The sequence below is a fragment of the Naasia sp. genome (assembly GCF_025465545.1).
In the GTDB taxonomy this organism is placed as follows: domain Bacteria; phylum Actinomycetota; class Actinomycetes; order Actinomycetales; family Microbacteriaceae; genus Naasia.
In genome coordinates this window covers 13,648-34,316 of record NZ_JAODMK010000008.1, presented here as the reverse complement: position 1 = coordinate 34,316, position 20,669 = coordinate 13,648, and the positions used below count along the sequence as shown (strand labels likewise).

Here is a 20,669-nt window from a genome sequence, read left to right as displayed (position 1 = left end):
TCGTAGGCGATCACGTGCGCGGCGGCCGGGCCGAAGGCCTCGACGGGGGCGTGTCGGGTGAACAACTCCGGCCGTTCGCGCCGCAGCCGGAGGGCGCGGGTGGTGACGAGCAGCTTGGCGGCACCGCTCTCGTCGATCGGCGGCAGCCAGCCCCCGGTGACCCGCGCCAGGATGTCGCGGCGGACGGTGTAGTCCACCGGGCGCCGGTTGTCGGGGTCGACGAGCGACATCTCCCACAGCTCGCTGCCCTGGTACACGTCCGGCACGCCAGGAACGGTGAGCTGGAGGAGCTTCGCGGAGAGCGAGTTCGACCAGCCGGGAGCGGCGACCCGCTCGAGGAGGCCCGCGAGGATCGCGGAGACCGACTCGTTGTCGAAGGCGGCGTCGATGAGCGCGTGCATGCGGTTCTCGAAGGCCTCGTCGGGCTCGGTCCAGGTGGTCGAGTCGCCCGCCTCGCGGGAGGCCTTCTCGGCGTAGGCGTGCAGGCGCTCCCGGCTGGCGGGCCAGGCGCCGAGGATCGCCTGCCAGAGCAGGTTCTCCAGCGCCCCGTCGCCGAGCGGGGCGAGCCGCCGCAGCTCGCGCAGTGCCGTCGCCCACTCCTCGGGGATCTCCGCCAGCACGCTGATCCGGGCGCGCACGTCCTCGCCGCGCTTCGTGTCGTGGGTCGACAGGGCGACCATCGAGGAGGGGATCGTCGTGAGGCGGCGCTGCTGCCGGGCATGGAACTCGTCCGGCGCCACCGAGAACTCGGCGGGGTCCGCTCCCACCTCGGTCAGGCTCGTCAGCCGGGTGTAGCGGTAGAACGCGGTGTCCTCGACGCCCTTCGCCATCACCATGCCGGAGGTCTGCTGGAACCGGCGCGCGGCGGGCTCCGCCACGTCACCGAGGACCGGGAGCAGGGCGTCGATGGTGGCGGTGAGGTCGGGCCGGTGCCGCTTCGCGAGCTCAGCGGCCTCGTCGAGGTGCTCGCGGCCCTCGGGGAGGTACGACCGGTACACCGGGAAGCAGGCGAGGAGCTCCGCGATGGCGTCGGCGACCCGATCGGACGGCTCCGACCCGCGGTCGATCCGGTCCGCGACCACCCGGTCGAGCCGCAGCACCTCGGAGCGGAGGATGCCGTCGGCGACCGCCCGCTTGGTGCCGTGGATGAGCTCGTGCCAGTCGAGCGGCTCGCCGCCGGTCAGCTCGCCGTCGAGGCGCGCGAGCGGCTCGGCGCCCGCCGGGTCGACCAGGATGCGGTCGATGTCGGCGAGGGCGTCGTAGCCGGTGGTCCCGTCGGTCTTCCACGACGTCGGCAGCTGCTCGTCGCCCTCGAGGATCTTCTCCACCAGCACATAGACGCCGCCGGTGGCCTCGGCGAGGTCGTCGAGGTAGCGGCCGGGATCGAAGAGGCCGTCGGGGTGATCGATGCGCAGGCCGTCGGTGAGCCCTTCGCGCACCCAGCGGAGGATCTCCTCGTGCGACTCGGTGAACACGTCCGGAACCTCCACGCGCACCGCGGCGAGCGTGTTCACCGCGAAGAATCTGCGGTAGTTGAGGTCGTAGTCCGCCCGTCTCCAGTCGATCAGCTCGTAGTTCTGGCGCGCATGCACTGCGACCGGGTCTTCGCCGGCCAGAGCGGTGCCGGGCGCGACCGGGAAGCGGTGGTCGTAGTACCGAAGCTCGAAGGACTCCGCCTCGCCTTCGGCGGCATGCACCTCCACGAGCTGGAGCGCGGAGAGGTCGTCGGCCGAGCCCAGCACCGGCAGCCGCACGCGCGCGCCCCCGAAGTCCCAGTCGATGTCGAAGGCTCTCGCGTACGCCGACTCCTGCCCCTTCTCGAGCACGTCCCACCACCAGCGGGTGTGCACGGGCGTGGCGACGCCGACGTGGTTGGGCACGATGTCGATGAGGACGCCGAGCCCGTTCTTCCGCGCCGCTGCGACCGCGCGGTCCAGTCCTTCGCCGCCACCACGCTCGGGGTCGACCCGAGCGTGGTTGACGACGTCGTAGCCGTGGTCGGAGCCCGGCTCGGCCTCCAGCACGGGGGAGAAGTAGATCCAGTCCGCGCCGAGGTCGTGCACGTAGTCCGCGATTCCTGCGGTCTCGGCCAGATCGAACGCCTTGCGGACCTGGACCCGGTAGGTCGAGATCGGCTTCTTCGTCATGGTGTTTTCTTCCATTCCTTCCGGAGCCCGCTGCCCGGAGGGTATTCAGTCGAGCGGGGGCATCACAGCCGGAGTGAGGGTGCCGGACGGGATGGCCGCGGTCGCCGCGAGCGAGGCGGCGACGGAGTGGTCCGGCTCCGTGGCAGGGGCGGTGTGGGCGCGCAGCACGATCAGTGAGCGAGCGACGACGTTGATGGGTGCTCCGGCTTCCTTGATGCCGGAGTCTGCCGCGTTGCCCGCGGTGTCCACCACCACGTCCCAGCTCGCCTCGATGGACTTGCTGGGAAGCACGAAGTGCACGTCCTTGGGCTCGGCGTTGAAGTAGATGAGGAAGTCGTCGTCCGTCATCTCGATCCCGCGCGCGTCGCGCTGGCGGATCCCCTTGCCGTTGAGGAACATGCCGACGCTGCGCACGGTCGCGGCGTCCCAGTCGGCCGGGGACATCTCCGACCCGTCGGGGCGCAGCCACATGATGTCGGGCACCGGGGCGCCCTCTTCACGCTCGACCGGGCGGCCGTCGAAGAACCGGCTGCGACGGAAGATCGGGTGCTCCTTGCGGAGCCGCGTGATGGCCGCAGTGAATTCGATCAGCGGCTCATCGGCACGGTCCCAGTGCATCCAGCTGATCTCGCTGTCCTGCGCGTAGGTGTTGTTGTTGCCGTTCTGGGTGCGACCGAGCTCGTCGCCGTGCAGGATCATCGGCACACCCTGGGAGAGCAGCAGCGTGGCCAGGAAGTTCCGCTGCTGCCTGCCGCGCAGCGTGAGCACCTGGGCGTCGTCGGTCGGGCCCTCGACACCGGAGTTCCACGAGCGGTTGTGCGATTCGCCGTCGTTGTTGCCCTCGCCGTTGGCCTCGTTGTGCTTCTCGTTGTACGACACGAGGTCGTGGATCGTGAAGCCGTCATGGGCGGTGACGAAGTTGATGGAGGCGACCGGGCGACGCCCGCTGTTCTCGTAGAGGTCTGCGGAGCCGGTGAGCCTGGCCGCGAACTCGCCGAGGGTCGCGGGCTCGCCGCGCCAGAAGTCGCGGACGGTGTCGCGGAACTTGCCGTTCCACTCCGTCCACTGCGGGGGGAAGTTGCCGACCTGGTAGCCGCCGGGGCCGACGTCCCATGGCTCCGCGATCAGCTTGACCTGCGACACCACCGGGTCCTGCTGCACGAGCTCGAAGAAGGTGGAGAGGCGGTCGACGTCGTAGAACTCGCGGGCGAGGGTGGCGGCGAGATCGAAGCGGAAGCCGTCGACGCGCATCTCGGTGACCCAGTAGCGCAGGCTGTCCATGATGAGCTGCAGCGAGTGCGGGTGCCGCACGTTCAGGGTGTTCCCGGTGCCCGTGTAGTCCATGTAGTACTGCGGGTCGTCCTCGACGAGGCGGTAGTACGCGCCGTTGTCGATGCCCTTGAAGCTCAGCGTGGGGCCGAGGTGGTTGCCCTCAGCGGTGTGGTTGTAGACCACGTCGAGGATGACCTCGATGCCGGCGGCGTGCATGGCGCGCACCATCGACTTGAACTCGGGCACCTGCTGGCCGGTGTCGCCGGCCGCCCCGTACTCGTTGTGCGGTGCGAAGAACCCGATGGTGTTGTAGCCCCAGTAGTTCCGCAGGCCCTTCTCCACGAGGGTGGAGTCCTGCACGAACTGGTGCACCGGCATGAGCTCGATGGCGGTGATGCCGAGCTTCAAGAGGTGATCGATGACGGCGGGGTGCGCAAGCCCGGCATAGGTGCCGCGCTGCTCCTCCGGCACGTCGGGGTGCAGCTGGGTGAGGCCCTTGACGTGCGCCTCGTAGATCACGCTGTCCGCGTAGGAGGTGCGCGGGTGGCGGTCGCCGGCCCAGTCGAAGAACGGGTTGACGACGACGCTCAGCATCACGTGCCCAGCGGAGTCGTCGTTGTTGACCGAATCCGGGTCGCCGAAGTTGTAGGAGAAGAGCGACTGATCCCAGTCGTAGGAGCCGGAGGTCGCCTTGGCGTAGGGGTCGAGCAGCACCTTGTTGGGGTTGCAGCGGGCGCCGTGATGGGGCTCGTAGTCGCCGTAGACACGGAAGCCGTAGCGCTGGCCGTCCTGCACCTGAGGCAGGTACACGTGCCAGACGTAGGCGTCGACATCGGCCATCTCGACTCGGGTCTCCGTGCCGTCGGCATCGAAGAGGCACAGCTCCACCCGTTGGGCTGCCTCGCTGAAGAGAGCGAAGTTGGTGCCGCTCCCGTCGAAGGTCGCCCCAAGGGGATATGCGGTTCCGGGCCAAGCTTCCAAGAGTCCTCCAGTCGATGGGCAGCGTTTCCCAAACTAGCGACTCGCGCAGTTCGGCACGGATGGTTGACGCCCCGGCTGCGGGATGCAATGGCGCGCGAGCCGGGCCGCGGCGACGGCAACGGCCCAGCGTCAGCGGAAGGCGGGCAGAACCTCGCTGCTGAGCAGCTCGAGCTGGTCCTCGTCGGCGAGGTCGATCACCTGCAGGTACACCCGCGCGGCGCCGAAGTCGGAGAAGCGGCCGATCCGGTCCACGACTTCGCCGACGGTTCCGCCCAGGTTGAGCCGGCGGAGCTCGGCGGGATCCGCTCCGATCCGCTCGGCCCTGGCGCGGAACTCCTCCTCGGTGCGGCCCACCACGGTGGGCTGGGCGATCGAGTAGCGCAGGTCGCCCGGCTCTCGGCCGATCGCCTCGGCGGCTGCCCGGACCCGCCCGAAGGCGGCTTGGATTGCCTCGTCGTCCACGAAGCCGATGTTGTACTCGGTGGCGAACCGGGCAGCGAGCTGCGGAGTGCGCTTGGGACCGCCGCCGCCCACGATGACCGGCACCCGGGACTGCACCGGCTTCGGCAGCGCGGGGGAGTCGGTCAGTGTGTAGTGCTCGCCGGCGAAGTCGAACTTCTGCCCGAGCGGCGTCGACCAGAAGCCTGTGACGATGGCCAGCTGCTCCTCGAGCAGGTCGAACCGGCGCGGCGGGAAGGGGATGCCGTACGCGGCGTGCTCCTCCGCATACCAGCCGGTGCCCAGCCCGAGCTCGGCGCGGCCGGCCGACATCTGATCCACCTGGGCGACCTGGATGGCGAGCACCCCGGGGTGGCGGTAGGTGACCGAGGAGACGAGCGTGCCGAGCCGGATGCGGGACGTCTCCCGTGCCAGACCTGCCAGAGTCGTCCAGGCGTCGGTCGATCCGGGCAGCCCGTCGAAGAAGTCGCCCATCTTCAGGTAGTGGTCGCTGCGGAACCAGCCGTCGAAGCCGAGGCGCTCCGCGGCCTGCGCGCTGCGCAGCAGAGTCTCGTAGTCGTAGCCCTGCTGAGGTTCGGTGAAGAGGCAGAATTCCACGGGCCTCAGCCTAGGCCGGGAGGTTATCCCCCTTGAACCGGGTTGACGGCCGGATGGGGCGGCATCGCCGGGTGCTCGCCGTCCTCGCCTCCCTGCAGCGCTGATGGAGGGGGTAGTGTCGTCCTCACACGGGAGTCCGGTGAGCCGGGCTGAGAGGAAGCTTCTCCAAGCTTCGACCGTCGAACCTGATCTGGATCATGCCAGCGCAGGGAGGCATCTCTTCTAACCCGTGCCCTCTTTTCCTCACCGAAGGGCACGAATCGTGACCACCACCGCACCCTCCTCCACCGCCCGGCGCTCCCGCTATCGCTGGCGGGTCGTCGACATCGTCGTGGCCGCCGTGCTCGGCGTCGCCGCCGGCCTGGTGTTCCTCGCCTGGAACCTCGGCTACCAGGTTCCCGGCTCCTTCCTGCAAGCTGCCCTGCCCGGGCTGCAGGGTCTCGTCAACGGCGTCTGGCTGTTCGCCGGCGTGCTCGGCGGGATCATCATCCGCAAGCCCGGGGCGGCTCTGTTCACCGAGGTGGTCGCCGCGGTCGTCTCGGCCCTCGTCGGCAATGTCTGGGGCGGCTTCCTCACCATCGAGGCGGGCATCGTGCAGGGCCTCGGCGCGGAGATCGTGCTCGCGCTGTTCCTCTACTCCCGCTGGACGCCGACCGTCGCCGTCCTCGCGGGAGCGGCGGCCGGGCTCTTCAACGGGGTCAACGACCTCGTGCTCTGGTACGCGGGAGCAGACGTCCCCTTCGGCGTCGTCTATGTGCTCAGCTCCGTGCTGTCCGGCGCCGTGATCGCCGGGCTGCTGTCGTGGCTGCTCGCCCGCGCGATCGCGCGGACCGGTGCGCTGTCGCGGTTCGCCTCCGGCCGCGAGTCGACGGCCAGGGTCTGACCCGCCGGCCGATGGCGAGCACGGTTCCCGCGGCGGTCGTCGCCCGCGGGTGGGGCTGGCGGCACGCCGGACGGCGCGACTTCGCCGTCCGCGGGCTGGACCTCGCCATCGCGCCGGGGGAGCGGGTGCTGCTGCTCGGTGCGTCCGGCGCGGGCAAGTCGACCCTGCTCCAAGGCATCGCCGGCCTCCTCGGCGGCGAGGACGAGGGCGAGGAGGAGGGCAGTCTGCTCCTCGACGGACGGCCGGCGACAGGGCAGCGTGGTCGTGCAGGCCTCGTCCTGCAGGATCCGGAGGCCGGCATCGTGCTCGCCCGGGTCGGCGACGACGTCGCGTTCGGCTGCGAGAACCTCGGCGTGCCGCCGGGGGAGATCTGGCCTCGGGTCGGAGAGGCGCTCGACGGCGTCGGGCTCCGGCTCCCGCTCGACGCAGCGACCTCGACGCTGTCAGGCGGGCAGAAGCAGCGGCTCGCGCTCGCCGGGGTGCTCGCCATGCGCCCCGGCATCGTGCTGCTCGACGAGCCCACCGCCAATCTGGACCCGGTCGGCGTTCGGGAGGTCCGGGAGGCCGTCGAACGCCTCCTCGACCGGACGGGCGCCACCCTCGTCGTCGTCGAGCACCGGACGGCGGTGTGGGCGGACCTCGTGGACCGCGTCGTCGTACTCGCTCCCGGTGGCGGCGTGGCGGCCGCGGGCCCGCCGAGCCTGCTGCAGCGGGATGCCGACCGGCTCGCCGCGGACGGGGTCTGGATCCCCGGCCGGGCCATCGACCTCCCCACGTGGCATCCCACGCCGGGCGGTCCGCTCCTGACCGGCGAGGAGCTGACCGTCGGCCGAGGAGGTGCCGCTCTCGCCGAGGTGGGACGGATCGGGGTGCGCGAATCCAGCGCGCTCGCCGTGACCGGACCGAACGGGGCGGGGAAAACGACCCTCGGCCTCACTCTCGCCGGGCTGCTTCCGCCGGTCGGCGGCTCCCTCCGAGCGGGAGAGCGGTTGGCGGCGGGGCGCGGACCGGAGCCGATCCGCTGGCGCTCGCGAGATCTGCTCTCCCGCATCGGGACGGTGTTCCAGGAGCCGGAGCATCAGTTCCTGGCGGCCGACGTGGCGGCTGAGCTGGCCGTCGGACCGCGCGCACTCGGCCTGCCGCAGGGCGAGATCGACGCCCGGGTCGACGAGCTGCTGGAGCGGCTGGGTCTCGTCCGGCTCGCCGCCGCGAATCCCTTCACGCTGTCCGGAGGCGAGAAGCGACGCCTGTCGGTGGGAACGGCGCTCGCGACCCGGCCCGCGGTCCTGGTGCTCGACGAGCCCACCTTCGGCCAGGACGCCCGCACCTGGCGTGAGCTGGTGCTGCTGCTGCGCTCCCTCGTGGACGACGGAACCGGCGTGGTGGCGGTCACGCACGATGAGGCCTTCGCGGAGGCGCTCGCCACCGCGACGCTCGCCCTCCCGTCGCGGACGGTGGCGGTGCCGGCATGACCGCCGTCGCCCAGCGGCCCGTCGTCCGGGTCCCGGCGCGCGGATTCGCCGCCGCGAACCCGGTCGCCAAGCTCGGCGCGTCCGCCCTGCTCGCCGTCGCACTCGTGCTCTCGCTCGACTGGGTCTCCGCGTCGGTCGCGCTGGCGCTCGAGAGCGTGCTGCTGGCAGCATGCGGCGTCCCCTGGCGCACCCTCTGGATCCGCACCCTGCCGATCTGGGCGGCCGCCCCGTTCGCCGGTCTCACCGTCCTGCTGTACGGGCGCCCGGAGGGCAGGGTCTACGTCTCCTGGCTGCTCGTGCAGATCTCCGACGGCTCCGTCGAGCTCGCGATCGCCACAGTGCTGCGCGTGCTCGCGATCGGCCTGCCTTCCGTCGCGCTCTTCCTCACCGTGGACCCCACCGACCTCGCCGACGGCCTCGCGCAGCGCCTCAGGCTTCCGTCCCGCTTCGTGCTCGGGGCGCTCGGCGGGCTCCGGCTGGTGACCCTCTTCCAGGAGGACTGGCGGGCGCTCGAACTGGCCCGCCGGGCGCGCGGAGTTGCGGACACCGGCCGCGTGCGACGGTTCGCCGGGCAGGCCTTCGCCCTCCTGGTCCTCGCCATCCGCCGGGGCAGCACCCTGGCGACCGCCATGGAGGCGCGGGCGTTCGGTGCACCCGTGCGCCGCACCTGGGCGCGCGCATCGCGGTTCGGCGCCGTGGACGCGGTGCTGCTCGCCTCGAGCGGCCTGATCGGAGCGGTCGCGGTGGCGGCGTCGGTCGCCGCGGGCGAGTGGAACTTCGTCGGCGGTGGCTGAGGTGACCTCTGCCGACACCGCAGGGCTCGGGCCCGCGGAGATGCTCGGCGAGCTGGAGCGTCGGGCACGGGCGAGCGCAGGCCGTCCGGTCGTACTGGTGGACGGCGGCTCCGGCTCCGGGAAGACGACGGTCGGTGCGGCGCTCGCGGCCGCGCTGGGGGCCACCCTCGTTCGGCTGGACGACATGTATCCGGGCTGGGACGGGCTGCAGCAGGCGAGCAGCGCGGTCGCGGCCGTGGTGCTCGCCCGGCACCGGGTGCCCCGCTGGGACTGGACGAGCAACCGGCCGAAAGACGTGCTGACGGTCGATCCCCGGCGGCCGCTGGTGGTCGAGGGGTCGGGTTCTCTCAGCGCGGCGAACCGCGCCATGGCGACCTTCGGAATCTGGATCGATCTGGCCGAGGACGAACGGAAGCGGCGTGCCCTGCAGCGGGACGGGGAGGCGTACGCCCTCCACTGGGAGCGCTGGGCGGCGCAGGAGCGCGCCTTCTTCGCACGTGAGCGGCCCGACCTGCTGGCCGACGTCCGCGTCGACGGCAGGCTCCTTCTCGAGTGAGAGATGCCCGCCCTCCTGCGCAGGCGGGGGCGCGGGGTCTAACGTGGAGAGGGCAATGGCATCTCCCTTCGTCTCCGTCACCGCCCTCCGCCGCGAGCTCTCCGGGGCGACGCCTCCCGCCGTGCTCGACGCGTCACTCGTGCTGCACCCGCCCCGCGAGGACGGTGACTATCGCAGGGAGAGCGGCTACCCCAAGTGGCTGGCCGGCCACATCCCCGCCTCCCGGCACGTGGACATGGCGCGGGACTTCAGCGATCCGACGGCGCCACTCAGCTTCACGCACCCCGAGGCGCAGGTCGTCGCGGACCGGCTCGCCGCACTCGGCATCGCCGCGGACCGCAGGGTGGTCGTCTACGACGGCACCGGCATGATGTTCGCCTCGCGGCTCTGGTACCTCCTCCGCTGGATCGGCATGGACGTGCGCGTCCTCGACGGCGGCTTCGCCGGCTGGAAGCGGTCGGGGGCAGCGGTCGCGTCCGGCGAGGAGGCGCCGCCGGTGCCCGTGCCGACCTGGACGCCCAGCTCTCCTCGGGAGGCGTGGGTCACCAAGGAGGACCTGCTGGCTCGCACCCAGCGGGACTGGCGCCCGCTGGTGTGCACGCTGCCTGCGAGCGGCTACTCCGGGGCGGACCCGACGCGCCACACCCGGCGCGGCCACATCCCCGGCAGCGTCAACGTCTCCAGCCGCGACCTCTTCGCGCCCGACGGCACCGTCCGCGGCGCCCGCGAGATCAAGGCCGCGTACGTCGGCCAGGGGATCACCGGCCACGAGGAGGTGCTGCTCTACTGCGGCGCCGGGATCTCCGCCGCGGCGGGAGCACTCACCCTCGCCGAGCTCGGCGTTTCCGAGGTGCGGATCTACGACGGCTCCCTCGAGGAATGGTCCGCCGTGCCGGCCCTGCCGCTCGAGTACGGAGCCTGAGACCCCGAGGCCCCGCCGTCGCCCGGCGGCAGGTGTCCTAGGCTGGTCGGCGGTCTCGGGCCCCCGCCCGCACCTCCGCGAGCAGCGTTCGACCCGCAGGGAAGCACATGTACAGAACCACCACCGCCTCCGCGCTCCGCCGATCGGACGCCGGCTCCGAGGTGACCCTCGCCGGCTGGGTCGCCCGCATCCGCAACCACGGCGGGGTGGCGTTCCTCGACCTGCGCGACTCCTCCGGCGTCGCTCAGGTCACCCTTCGTGACGCGCAGGTCGCCGCGGCCGAGGACCTTCGGGTGGAGTCGTGTGTGACCGTCACCGGCCTCGTCCGCGAGCGGCCGGCCGGCAACGTCAACGCGGCCATCGCCTCCGGCGAGGTGGAGCTCGAGGCGACCGCCGTGACGGTCCTGGCAGCGAGCGACGTGCTGCCCTTCCAGCTGGACGACGAGCCCGGCGAGGAGACCCGCCTGGCCTACCGCTACCTCGATCTCCGCCGGGAGGCGGCCGCGTACCCCCTCAAGCTGCGCTCCAAGGTGTCCGCTGCGGTTCGGTCGGTGCTCGTGGACAGGGACTTCGTGGAGGTGGAGACCCCCACGCTCACCCGCTCCACGCCCGAGGGAGCGCGCGACTTCCTCGTGCCGGCGCGCCTCAAGCCGGGGACGTTCTACGCACTGCCGCAGAGCCCCCAGCTGTTCAAGCAGCTGCTGATGGTCGGCGGCTTCGAGCGCTACTTCCAGATCGCCCGCTGCTATCGGGACGAGGACTTCCGGGCGGACCGCCAGCCCGAGTTCACCCAGCTCGACGTCGAGATGAGCTTCGTGGACCAGGAGGATGTGATCGCGCTCGCCGAGGACGTGCTCACCGCGATGTGGGGCACCATCGGCGTGGAGCTCGCGACGCCCATCCCGCGAATGACCTACGCGGATGCGATGCGCCGCTTCGGGTCCGACAAGCCGGATCTCCGGTTCGGTCTCGAACTGGTGGAGTGCACCGACTACTTCGCGGGCGGCACCTTCGCCATCTTCCAGGCCCCGTACGTCGGCGCCGTGGTGATGCCCGGCGGGGCCGACCAGCCGCGCAGGGCCCTCGACGCCTGGCAGGAGTGGGCCAAGCAGCGCGGCGCCAAGGGGCTCGCCTACGTTCTGGTCGGCGAGGACGGCGAGCTCCGCGGCCCGGTGGCCAAGAACCTGACCGACGAGGAGCGGGCCGGCCTCGCCGCCCATACCGGAGCGCAGCCGGGCGACTGCATCTTCTTCGCCGCGGGTGCGCCGAAGCCGTCGCGGGGCCTGCTCGGGGCCCTCCGCGGCGAGATCGCCGAGCGCCAGGGGCTCATCGACCCCGCCGCGTGGGCGTTCACCTGGGTGGTCGACGCCCCTCTCTTCGAGCCCGCCGGGGAGGCCGTCGCGAGCGGCGACGTCGCGGTCGGGTCGGGCGCGTGGACGGCCGTGCACCACGCCTTCACCTCGCCCAAGGCCGAGTACCTCGACACCTTCGACACCGAGCCGGAGTCGGCGCTCTCCTACGCGTACGACATCGTCTGCAACGGCAACGAGATCGGCGGCGGGAGCATCCGCATCAACACGCGGGAGCTGCAGGAGCGGGTCTTCCGGGTCATGGGCATCTCCGACGAGGAGGCTCGCGACAAGTTCGGCTTCCTGCTGCAGGCGTTCGCGTTCGGTGCGCCGCCGCACGGCGGATTCGCGATGGGGTTCGACCGCATCGTGTCGCTGCTGGCCGGAACCGACTCGATCCGCGACGTGATCGCGTTCCCCAAGTCCGGGGGCGGCAACGACCCGCTGACCGGCGCGCCCGCGCTGCTCGAGGGCGGCCAGCAGACCGAGCTCTACCGCACACTCGGCGTGCAGACGGTGCCTGCGGTGCCTGCGGCGCCGAAGGCCTAGCCGCCCGAGACCCAGCGCACGAACTGGGGGATCACCACTCCCGGATGCCCCAGGCGCCACAGCGGGCCGGGGTCGGTCAAGGCACGGTCCAGCACGAGCGCGGTCGAGAGCTGCGGGCTGAGGCTGGCGGTGCCCACCGCTGCGCCCTTGCGGGCGGTCGCGATCGGGACGGTGTCGACCGCGGGCGTCGGCGCCCCGGCCGCCGCTCTCGCCCAGCCGATCTCGGTCACGGGCGCGACCGTCACGGCGTCGGCCACCCCGCCCCAGGCGCTCGTGTACCGGGCGACCGGGGTCCCCGCCGAGAGCACGTCGAGGCGGGCGACCGAGCCCTCGATCGACGCGAGCAGCGCGTCCACGTCGGCGTCGAGGTCCGCATAGGAGGGCTCGCCGAGGATCGCGCCGTAGAGGGGGACGTCGTCGGCTCCCGCCGTCGTCGCGATCGAGAAGAGCAGGCATACGCCCGCCTCGTCCGTGTAGCTGCGGGAGATGCCGGTGATGCCGTCGCCCGGTCGATACTGGATGGTGCTGTCGAAGTCGGTGCCACGGGTCGTGGTCGCGGCGTCGAGCGGTACCGCCTCCGCCACGAACGGGTCGGTCATGGCCAGGGCGGCGAGCCTCGCCAGGTCCGCCCCGGTGCCGACGCTGTCCGCAGACAGGCCGGTCGAGTCGGTCACCACGGTGTGCGTCAGCCCGTGCTCGTGCAGCCACGCATTCGCGGCGGCGACGTAGGCGTCCAGGGAGCCGAACGCCCAGCGCGCGAGCATCTCCGCGTGGTTGTTGCTCGAGGCGATGAGCAAGGCGTGCAGCGCCTCGCGCTCGGTCCAGGTGTCGCCAGCGACCACGCGCACCGCTCGCGTGCCCTCCGCCGAGTAGCGCGCGTAGGACGCGTAGTCCTCCGCGGTCACCGGCACAGAGGGGCCGCTGCGGCCCTGCTCGACAGGACGCGCATCCAGCACGACGAGGGCGGTGACCAGCTTGGCCGCGGCCGCGATCGGGACAGCATCGGCGCTTCCGCCGGGGATGGGATCGGCGAGGGCGGAGAGGGTGATCCCGCTCGCTCCGGCATCCGGAAGCGCAGGAGCCGACGCATCGCCTGCCGTCGGCGGGCGCACCTCGACCGGAGCTGCGGCCACCCGGGGGAGTGGTGCCAGCAGCGCGGCGGGCGTGTAGACGGCGGCTCCGACGAGGAGCACGGCGACGGTCGCGACGAGGACCCGGTTCCGCTCCCGCCCCTCAGCCATGGCGCCAGGCTAGGGGCGGCACCCGCCGTCGGAGCACCGAACCGCCGCGGGGTAACGTGGAGCCATGAGCGAAACCCCCTCTGATGTCCAGTACGTGGTCCGGTTCGTCGATGGACCCTTCGAGGGTCGCGTCGAGCACCGCGTCCTTCGGGGCGGCACGCCGGAGCCGGAGATCAGCGAGCTGGGCTCGGTCGGCGGCCAGGAGCGCCTGTACTGGTACGTGGCAGGCGAGTCCCGCCACGTGGGCGACGTGCTGCACGTCTCCTACTCGTTCGACAAGCGCGACAGCGACCCGGTGGAGGACGACAACGGCGAGGTCGACTCCCTCCGCTTCTAGCCGGCGGCGCGCTGCGGCCGACGGACGCATCCGTCCGGCCAAACAGCAGCGGCACGCGGTTGCATCTTGGCCGATGCGATGCGCTTCCGGGGGATGAGACCCTAAGCCCAGCCGAGCTCGTGCAGCCGGTCGTCGTCGATGCCGTAGTAGTGCGCGATCTCGTGCACGAGCGTCACGTGGATCTCGTCCCGCAGCTCGTCCTCATCCTCGCTGATCGCGAGCAGCGGCTCCCGGAAGAGCACGATCCGATCGGGCGTCTCGCCGAAGCCGTAGCGGTCGCGCTCGGTGAGGGCGACGCCGTCGTAGGAGCCGAGCAGGTCGAGCGAGCCGTCCTCGGGCCTGTCCTCCACCACGAACACGACGTTCTCGAGGCCGTCCACCATGTCGTCCGGCAGCGCGTCCAGCTCGCCGACGACGAGCCGCTCGAACTCGTCGGGACCCATCTCCATGCTGCCGCCTCGGTCCGCTGCGGTCGCCCGAGAGGAAGTATTGGGGTGAACGACGGGACTCGAACCCGCGACATCCGGCACCACAAGCCAGCGCTCTACCAACTGAGCTACGCCCACCATGTCCGTCCGAGGACGGAGTCTTTCGCGCCCGAGCGAGGGTCTCCCCTCGCGCGGCCAAGCCATTCTATTACAGACGCGAGGCGAACTCTTCGACCACCCCAGCCGACACCGCCTGCACCTGGTCGGTGCTCGGGCCGGGCGGGGCGACGAACGCGGCGCGGCGGTAGTACTCGAGTTCCCGGATCGACTCGAGGATGTCGGCCAGGGCACGGTGACCGCCGGCCTTCTGCGGAGCGTTGAAGTAGATGCGCGGGAACCAGCGCCGCGCCAGCTCCTTGATGGAGGAGACGTCGACGCTGCGATAGTGCAGCCAGCCATCCACCCGTGGCATGTACTTGGCCAGGAAGGACCGGTCGGTGCCGATCGTGTTGCCCGCGAGCGGCGCTTGGCCGGATGCCGGGACATAGCGCTGGATGTACTCCAGAACGCGGAACTCGGCGTCGGCCAGGCTCATGCCGTGGGGAATCTCGTCGAGAAGGCCCGAGCTGGTGTGCATTGTCGTCACGACCTCGCCCATGTTGTCGAGAGCACTCTGGTCGGGCTTGATCACGAGCGAGAGTCCGGCGTCGACAGGGTTGAGGTCGTAGTCGGTGATGACGACCGCCACTTCGACCAGTTCGTCGACGGACAGGTCGAGCCCCGTCATCTCGCAGTCGATCCAGACGAGTCTCTCGGAGCCGTTTGCCACCCGTCGAGTCTAGGTGGCGGCCTGGACGGTCCTCGCGGGGTGGCCGGAAGGGCGTAACCCACCCCGAACTCGGGAGCCCCGCAGCGAGGCGCAAGGAGCGGTGCGGCGCCCACCCCTAGACTCTCGCGAGTGCCGACGACCCTCGCCGTATTCCTGCTCGTGAACGCCGTATGGGGCTTCATCGTCTGGCCGCCGTTCTTCCGCCGGGTGGCGAAGGATCCGCGTGCCCAGAGCACCAACGGCCGCCCGACCAAGTTCCTGATCGTGCACACGGTGCTCGTCGGCGTATCCCTGCTGCTCGCCACAGTGTCGCTCGTGCTCGGCATTCTCGGGCTGTTCGTCTGACGCACGCGGCGGTCGCCGCGCTCCCGCCTGCTAACCCGTGGTGGGCAGGGTGACGAGGGGCCGCGCCGCGCTCAGGCGGAAGCCGACGCCCTCAGTAGTGACGCAGGTCGCGCCGGCTTCGCCGGTGAGGGTGCAGGTGTAGTCCCCGTACACGTAGGGGACGTCACGCTCGAGCACGTCGGATTCGGCGGGAACCTGCGTGACGCACGAGTACGTGAGCTCCGAGCCGCGCAGGGCGACCGCGGAAGCCACGGCCTGGTCGGTGCATTCCGTGTTCGGCAGCTTGTAGGCGACAGCGATGACGGCGCACAGCACGCCCTTGTCGTCCAGATGGCAGCGGATGTTCTTCGACGCGCTCATGAAGTCGGCAGGTCCGTCCGCGGGGTCCACCACGATCGGCGCCACGGTCGGAGTCGCCGTGGGAGCCGGGGTGAGCGGGCCGGCGAGAGCGGGGTCCGACGGACTCGGGGTCCGGAGGATGGCTGGCACCGTGAGCAGGGCCGCCACGAGCAGGACCACGACGGCGGCCGCCCCCAGCGCCCACAGCACAAGGCGCCGCCGACCTTTGCGTGCGCCGCGGGCCTCGCCGCGGGAGCGCTCGACCACCTCGACCTTCCCGTGAACGATGGGGGCCGCGAGGCCGGCGTAGGGCGGCGAGAGGGGCGGCGGAGCCACCGGAACAGCCGAGGCGGCGCCGCGGGCAGGCACCGGCGAGTCGCCGGCCGCGGAGACTTCGGACACCTCGGGGCCCCGGGCGGCAGCCTGCGAGACTCCATCGGCTCCGCCCGGGAAGTCGGCCGGCGAGGAGAGAGGCGGCCCAGGTGGTGGCGAAGTGGCCGGCGCTGCAGCCGCCTCGACCGCCGGACGCTCGCGGTGCGCCCGCTCGGCCGCTCCCGGGAACACGGGAGGCGCTAGGGGAGGAGGCGGCGGCGAGACCGGCGCCCGCTGGGGCGCTTCAGCTTCTTGGACGGATCGGCTCGTCCTTCCCGAGAAAGGCGGCGCGGATAGCGGAGGAGGCGGAGGTGAGGCCGACGCGGGCTGCGCAGTCGCGGATTGCGGTGCGGGTTCCGTTCCCGTTCCCGGGAAAGGTGCTGGGAAAAGCGGCGGCGGTGGCACCGGCTGCCCGGCGCGTTTTGCGTCCGATTCGACCTCTGACTCGGATGATTCCGATGTACCCGACAGATGCACCGGGGCGCCGCATGAGTTGCAGAAGTTCGCCGCGTCGGCGAGAGGCGAGCCGCAGTTGTGGCAGAAGCGGGTTGTCATGATCGTGTCTTTCGGTTCCTTTTCGGATAATGCGAAGCTGCGATTCTTGTGTCCGCCAGAGTGCGAGCAAATCTAGCAGCCGACTCGCCAATGCCTCCGATAAGCAATTCCCCGTGCGAGTATTCGAGAACCGTTGTGCGGTCGCGTCGTTCGGCGGGCGCCCCTTTCCCGAATCGACCGATCACGAGGAGCGAGTCGTGTCCATCCCGGCCCGAACGCCTCGGGGGCTTCTGCTCACAGCCGCAGTTCTCGCGCTCACAGCGATCCTCGGCGGCTGCGCCGGCCCTTCCGCTGCCCCGCTGCCCACGGCATCGGTCGTTCCCGTCTCAACGCCGCCTCCTCCGCCTCGTGCCGCCTTCCTGGGGGACTCGTACACCCTCGGAGTTGGAGCCAGCGACCCTTCGCTCCGGTGGTCCTCCCGCGTCGCTGTCTCGGCGGGCTGGGAAGAGATCAATCTGGCCCAGGTCGGAACGGGATATGTGAGCAACGGCCGCACGGGCCTCCGCAATCTCTCCGAGATGATCCCCACGGTGGCCGGATTCAACCCGGACATCGTGGTCGTCGCGGGCGGGCAGAACGACATCGCTCAGGACGCACGCGACGAGGCCGTCGCGGTCGGCGCATTCTTCCAAGACCTTCGAGCTGCGCTGCCCAGTGCCCGCATCATCGCGGTCGGGCCCTCCTATCCGCTTGTCTATGCCGATGCGGAGGTGGTGAATGCGGCCGTCCGAGATGCGGCCCAAGCGGTGGGGGCCGACTATGTCGACCTATTGAATCCGCCAGTCCTCGCCCCGGAATACCTGATTCCCGGCTCGGTGCACGTGAATGACTCGGGCCATGCCGCGATCGCATCACGAGTGGAGGCAAGCCTCGGATTGTGAGATCGAGCCGAGTGCGGGACAGAGGTCGGGTGAGATAGCTCTCAGCGCGGTTATGCCGGAAGTCCGGCCCTGCTAATTTGTGAGCAATCAGCACGAGGAGCATGAAGAATGTCGACGCCGACGCACCCCGAAGCCATTCCGTCCGGCTGGTATCAGGATCCCGAGACAGCCGGGCAGCAGCGGTACTGGGACGGCGGCTCCTGGACCGGTCACGTTGCCCCCATCCTGCCGCCGCCGCCTTCGGCATCACCGCCTTCTGCATGGCCCGGGTTCCCGCCGCTGCATGACCAGCCAGCACCGCAGACCCTGGCTCCGTCCGACCTGCACGTCCTCACGCCTCCGGCGTCGCGGGGGACCGATCCGGAGGCGACGCCTCGTCGCGCCAATGGGCTCGCCATCGCGGCGCTGGCGCTCGGGATCATCGGCCTCGTGCTGGCGTTCCTGCCCGTCGTCGGCGTCTTCGGCGGCTTCCTCGCGTTCGTCGGCCTCGTCCTCGGCGCCATCGCCCTCTTTCTCAAGGGCAGGGCCAAGGGGATGGCCATCGTGGCGGTGGTCGTCTCCGCGATCGCCTTGATCGCCTCGATCGTCATCGCCTTCGCCTACACGGCGGCTCTGGTCGCGTCGGTCGACGACTCGCTCTCGAACACCCCCTCGGTGATCGCCTCGGCGTCTCCTGGCGCCTCCGCAGCCCCGGCCGACGAGAACGCCTCCGACCTGGGCACTCGCGCGAACCCGGCACCGCTCGGTACGACCGTCTCCATCGAGGGCGGCGACGGCATCGACTGGGAGGTGACGCCCACCTCCTCCGCTCTGGATGTCACCGACCAGGTGAAGGCGGCGAATCAGTTCAACGAAGATCCCCAGCCGGGTAACCAGTACGCCTCGCTGTCGGTTGACGTCAAGTACGTCGGTCCGAACAGCGGCCGGCCCTTCGAACTCGACTTCAACTTCGTCTCGGCGGCCGGCCGCTCCTTCAGCGGCGCCTTCGTCTCGATGGACGGTCAGCTCAGCGATGTCGAGGAGCTCTTCACCGGTGGCGAAGCGAGCGGGACGGTGATCGTCGAGGTTCCGGCGGAAGAGGTCGAGAAGGGGACCTGGACGGTGTCCTACATCTTCGGCGACCCGGTCTTCTTCGCGGCCGAGTGACGAGCGGCGCTGATCCCGGGCGCATTTGGGCCTGGCGAGTAGAATCGCGGCGTCGCCTCCGTAGCTCAGGGGATAGAGCAGGAGCCTTCTAATCTCTTGGTCGCAGGTTCGAATCCTGCCGGGGGCACCGAACGGAGAAGCGCCGACCGCGAGAACCGCGATCGGCGCTTCCTGCGTCGATGGGGATCAGGCGTCCCCGATGGAGATGGCTTCCGCCTCGACGAGAGCCGACTCCGGGGCGCCGTTCACCCGGCCGAGGGCCTTGGCGCCGAACAGGGTGACGAGGGTCGCCGCGAGGACCGCCGCGCCTGCCACGAAGTATGGCGTCGACGCATCGATCGAGGCTGCCAGCACTGTCGCAAGCGGCGGAGCCACCGCGCCGCCGATGAAGCGCACTGCGGAGTAGGCGGACGACGCGACCGAGCGCGGAAGATCGGTCGCCTCCATGACGCTCTCGGTCAGCACGGTGTTGAGCACGCCGAGGATGAGGCCACCCACCACCACGGCGATCACGAGCGCGACCTGGCTCGAGACGAAGAGGCCGGCGGCGACCAGGTCCAGCGCGAGCAGGGGGAGTGCCGTGCTGATGACGGTGGTCCGTCGGAATCGCGCGGTCAGGGCGGGAGCAACCCAGACCGAGGTGAGCGCGAGGCCGAGGCCCCAGCCGAAGAACGTGAAGCCGATCCCGATCGCCGTGAAGCCGAGCGGGAACGGCGTGTACGCCAGGAGGATGAAGAAGCCCACGTTGTAGAGGAACGCGGTCGCCGCCAGCAGCGCGAGCGCCGGGTGCCGCAGGGCCCGCACTGGGGCGGAGAGGGGCATCGGCTCCGGCTTGTCCTGCTCGTCGGTGCGAAGGAGCACGACGATGGCCACGAAGCCGACGGCCATCAGGACTGCTGTTCCGAAGAAGGGGCCGCGCCAGCTGATGCTGCCGAGCAGTCCGCCGAGCAGCGGGCCGATGGCGATGCCGAGACCCAGGGCGGCCTCGTAGAGGATGATCGCCGACCCGGTTCCGCCACTCGCGGCGCCCACAATGGTGGCGAGGGCGGTGGAGATGAAGAGCGCGTTGCCGAGACCCCAGCCGGCGCGGAAGCCGATGACGGCCTCCACGTTGCCGCTCACCGCTGCCAGCGCCGCGAAGACGACGATGAGGCCGAGGCCCCAGAGCAGCGTCTTCTTGGCCCCGATCCGTGACGAGATGAAGCTGGTCACGAGCATCGCGAGACCGGTGACGAGCAGGTAGCTCGTGAAGAGCAGTTCGGCCTCGGTCGGCGACGCCTCAAGGTCGGCGGCGATGGAGGGCAGGATCGGGTCGACGAGGCCGATCCCCATGAACGCGACGACGCACGCGAAGGCGACCGCCCAGACCTTGCGCGGCTGGTGCAGGATGCTCCCGGTCGACCCGCCGCTCACGCCGCGGCTTCCGTGTCCGAGATGCGCTGCTCCACGATGGACGCCGCGGCGGCGAGGCTCCGCCAGTCGTCGTCGCTGAGTCCCACGAAGAAGGGCGCCGCCGCGTCGGCGAGCCGGTCGCGCCAGGCGGCGAGCGCACGCTCGCCCTTGGGCGTCGTGGCGATCAGCCAGGCTCGGGAGTCGGCGACATCCGCGATGCGGCGGATGAGGTCCTCCGACGCGAGGTTCTGCACGAGCCTGGTCATGGTGGGCTGGGCGACGCGGCTTGCGCGGGCCAGCTCACCGAGCCGCATGGGACCGTCGGCGGCGAGGATCGAGAGTGTCCGCCAGACGGCGGGGGACGTCTGATCGCCGGTCGACTGGGCCGCGATGCGGGTGAGTCGGTGTGCCGAGCTGATCAGCGAGGCGAGAGTGTTTCTGGTGTCCGTCACCGAATAAGCATAGCTTGGCTATATATCACCGGGTGCTCGTCGGCGACGGCAGCTCTTCCGTTTCGCTGACGGCGGAGCAGGTCGCCTCGTCAGCCGAAGCGCAGGCAGTCCACCGCGTCGTCGAAGGTGCGGAAGTCGCCGAGCGGCAGGAAGGACCGTCCGGTCGAGGACAGGCGCTTGGCGGAGAACCGGGGCAGCCGATCGGTGCTCGACGAGTCCTCCACGTAGCCGAGGACCGTCCCCGACGACCGGGTGATCCGCCAGAGGCCGTTGTTGAGCTGCCGGAACGCGATGCCCGTGCGAGGCCGCGGCGGAACAGGGAGGGTGCTGAACGTCATGAGGTGCTCCTCGCTCTCTTCGGCAGCCGGCCC

Annotated in this window: 20 protein-coding genes, 2 tRNA genes, 1 pseudogene and 1 riboswitch; of the genes and pseudogenes, 11 read left to right on the top strand and 12 right to left on the bottom strand. The window is 70.8% G+C overall.

The features are described 5' to 3' along the window. The 3 genes from treY to JWR33_RS02225 form a co-directional block, all read right to left on the bottom strand. On the bottom strand, positions 1–2,147 hold a 2,147-nt coding region (gene treY, locus JWR33_RS02235), incomplete at its 3' end, for a malto-oligosyltrehalose synthase (protein ID WP_297409042.1). Positions 2,148–2,192: 45 nt separating this feature from the next. Beyond that, a complete protein-coding gene (glgX, locus tag JWR33_RS02230) occupies positions 2,193–4,400 on the bottom strand; it encodes a glycogen debranching protein GlgX (RefSeq protein ID WP_297409040.1) in 2,208 nt (735 codons plus the stop codon). A gap of 129 nt (positions 4,401–4,529) precedes the next feature. Beyond that, positions 4,530–5,456 carry an LLM class F420-dependent oxidoreductase gene (locus JWR33_RS02225; protein ID WP_297409038.1) on the bottom strand — a complete coding sequence of 309 codons (927 nt, stop codon included), beginning with the start codon at positions 5,454–5,456 and terminating at the stop codon, positions 4,530–4,532. Positions 5,457–5,574: 118 nt separating this feature from the next. Next, a riboswitch (TPP riboswitch) is annotated at positions 5,575–5,685 on the top strand. Between the two features lie 30 nt (positions 5,686–5,715). Here JWR33_RS02225 and JWR33_RS02220 point away from each other — a divergent pair. From JWR33_RS02220 to aspS, 6 genes are all read left to right on the top strand, one after another. After that, the gene (locus tag JWR33_RS02220; RefSeq protein ID WP_297409046.1) at positions 5,716–6,339 is read left to right on the top strand and encodes an ECF transporter S component; all 624 of its coding nucleotides are present in this window, start codon (positions 5,716–5,718) and stop codon (positions 6,337–6,339) included. An 11-nt stretch (positions 6,340–6,350) separates the two neighbouring features. After that, entirely contained in the window at positions 6,351–7,811 is a 1,461-nt protein-coding gene (locus tag JWR33_RS02215) for an ABC transporter ATP-binding protein (protein WP_297409036.1), read from the top strand. Beyond that, positions 7,808–8,605 (top strand): energy-coupling factor transporter transmembrane component T, encoded by a 798-nt coding sequence (locus JWR33_RS02210; RefSeq protein ID WP_297409034.1) that lies wholly within the window; start codon positions 7,808–7,810, stop codon positions 8,603–8,605. The genes JWR33_RS02215 and JWR33_RS02210 overlap by 4 nt, the downstream gene beginning before the upstream one ends. A gap of 1 nt (position 8,606) precedes the next feature. Then, a complete protein-coding gene (locus JWR33_RS02205; RefSeq protein WP_297409033.1) occupies positions 8,607–9,161 on the top strand; it encodes an ATP-binding protein in 555 nt (184 codons plus the stop codon). Positions 9,162–9,216: 55 nt separating this feature from the next. Beyond that, a complete protein-coding gene (locus JWR33_RS02200; RefSeq protein WP_297409032.1) occupies positions 9,217–10,083 on the top strand; it encodes a rhodanese-like domain-containing protein in 867 nt (288 codons plus the stop codon). 107 nt (positions 10,084–10,190) lie between these two features. Then, positions 10,191–11,981, top strand: a complete 1,791-nt coding sequence (aspS, locus tag JWR33_RS02195) for an aspartate--tRNA ligase (RefSeq protein WP_297409030.1) — start codon at positions 10,191–10,193, stop codon at positions 11,979–11,981. Here the strand turns inward: aspS and JWR33_RS02190 are convergent. Continuing rightward, a complete protein-coding gene (locus tag JWR33_RS02190; RefSeq protein ID WP_297409028.1) occupies positions 11,978–13,222 on the bottom strand; it encodes a hypothetical protein in 1,245 nt (414 codons plus the stop codon). The genes aspS and JWR33_RS02190 overlap by 4 nt on opposite strands. Before the next feature lie 64 nt (positions 13,223–13,286). Here JWR33_RS02190 and JWR33_RS02185 point away from each other — a divergent pair, with 64 nt between their 5' ends. Next, a complete protein-coding gene (locus tag JWR33_RS02185) occupies positions 13,287–13,559 on the top strand; it encodes a hypothetical protein (protein ID WP_297409026.1) in 273 nt (90 codons plus the stop codon). Between the two features lie 101 nt (positions 13,560–13,660). Here the strand turns inward: JWR33_RS02185 and JWR33_RS02180 are convergent, their stop codons facing one another. From JWR33_RS02180 to orn, 3 genes are all read right to left on the bottom strand, one after another. Next, positions 13,661–14,008, bottom strand: coding sequence for a metallopeptidase family protein (locus JWR33_RS02180; RefSeq protein ID WP_297409024.1), 348 nt, complete (start codon positions 14,006–14,008; stop codon positions 13,661–13,663). A 41-nt stretch (positions 14,009–14,049) separates the two neighbouring features. Next, a tRNA-His gene (locus JWR33_RS02175) sits at positions 14,050–14,125 on the bottom strand. 70 nt (positions 14,126–14,195) lie between these two features. Next, a complete protein-coding gene (gene orn / locus JWR33_RS02170) occupies positions 14,196–14,816 on the bottom strand; it encodes an oligoribonuclease (RefSeq protein WP_297409023.1) in 621 nt (206 codons plus the stop codon). Positions 14,817–14,945: 129 nt separating this feature from the next. Between orn and JWR33_RS02165 the strand changes: the two genes are divergently transcribed. Next, positions 14,946–15,161 carry an SCO4848 family membrane protein gene (locus tag JWR33_RS02165; protein WP_297409021.1) on the top strand — a complete coding sequence of 72 codons (216 nt, stop codon included), beginning with the start codon at positions 14,946–14,948 and terminating at the stop codon, positions 15,159–15,161. 30 nt (positions 15,162–15,191) lie between these two features. On the opposite strand, the gene JWR33_RS02160 is transcribed toward JWR33_RS02165, so the two are convergent. Both JWR33_RS02160 and JWR33_RS13525 read right to left on the bottom strand, forming a co-directional pair. Beyond that, complete coding sequence (locus JWR33_RS02160; RefSeq protein ID WP_297409019.1) at positions 15,192–15,836, bottom strand: hypothetical protein; 645 nt, start codon at positions 15,834–15,836, stop codon at positions 15,192–15,194. 516 nt (positions 15,837–16,352) lie between these two features. After that, positions 16,353–16,427, bottom strand: a pseudogene (locus tag JWR33_RS13525) (zinc-ribbon domain-containing protein); the annotation flags it as partial. Positions 16,428–16,456: 29 nt separating this feature from the next. Here JWR33_RS13525 and JWR33_RS02155 point away from each other — a divergent pair. From JWR33_RS02155 to JWR33_RS02145, 3 genes are all read left to right on the top strand, one after another. Next, complete coding sequence (locus tag JWR33_RS02155; protein ID WP_297409018.1) at positions 16,457–17,308, top strand: SGNH/GDSL hydrolase family protein; 852 nt, start codon at positions 16,457–16,459, stop codon at positions 17,306–17,308. Positions 17,309–17,416: 108 nt separating this feature from the next. Continuing rightward, positions 17,417–18,454, top strand: a complete 1,038-nt coding sequence (locus tag JWR33_RS02150) for a DUF2510 domain-containing protein (RefSeq protein WP_297409016.1) — start codon at positions 17,417–17,419, stop codon at positions 18,452–18,454. A 54-nt stretch (positions 18,455–18,508) separates the two neighbouring features. Further along, a tRNA-Arg gene (locus tag JWR33_RS02145) sits at positions 18,509–18,581 on the top strand. A gap of 59 nt (positions 18,582–18,640) precedes the next feature. On the opposite strand, the gene JWR33_RS02140 is transcribed toward JWR33_RS02145, so the two are convergent. From JWR33_RS02140 to JWR33_RS02130, 3 genes are all read right to left on the bottom strand, one after another. Continuing rightward, entirely contained in the window at positions 18,641–19,867 is a 1,227-nt protein-coding gene (locus JWR33_RS02140; protein ID WP_297409015.1) for an MFS transporter, read from the bottom strand. Next, complete coding sequence (locus tag JWR33_RS02135) at positions 19,864–20,298, bottom strand: MarR family winged helix-turn-helix transcriptional regulator (protein ID WP_297409013.1); 435 nt, start codon at positions 20,296–20,298, stop codon at positions 19,864–19,866. Before JWR33_RS02135 ends, JWR33_RS02140 begins: the two co-directional genes overlap by 4 nt. An 89-nt stretch (positions 20,299–20,387) precedes the next feature. Beyond that, the gene (locus JWR33_RS02130; RefSeq protein WP_297409011.1) at positions 20,388–20,636 is read right to left on the bottom strand and encodes a hypothetical protein; all 249 of its coding nucleotides are present in this window, start codon (positions 20,634–20,636) and stop codon (positions 20,388–20,390) included. Between the last annotated feature and the right edge of the window lie 33 nt (positions 20,637–20,669).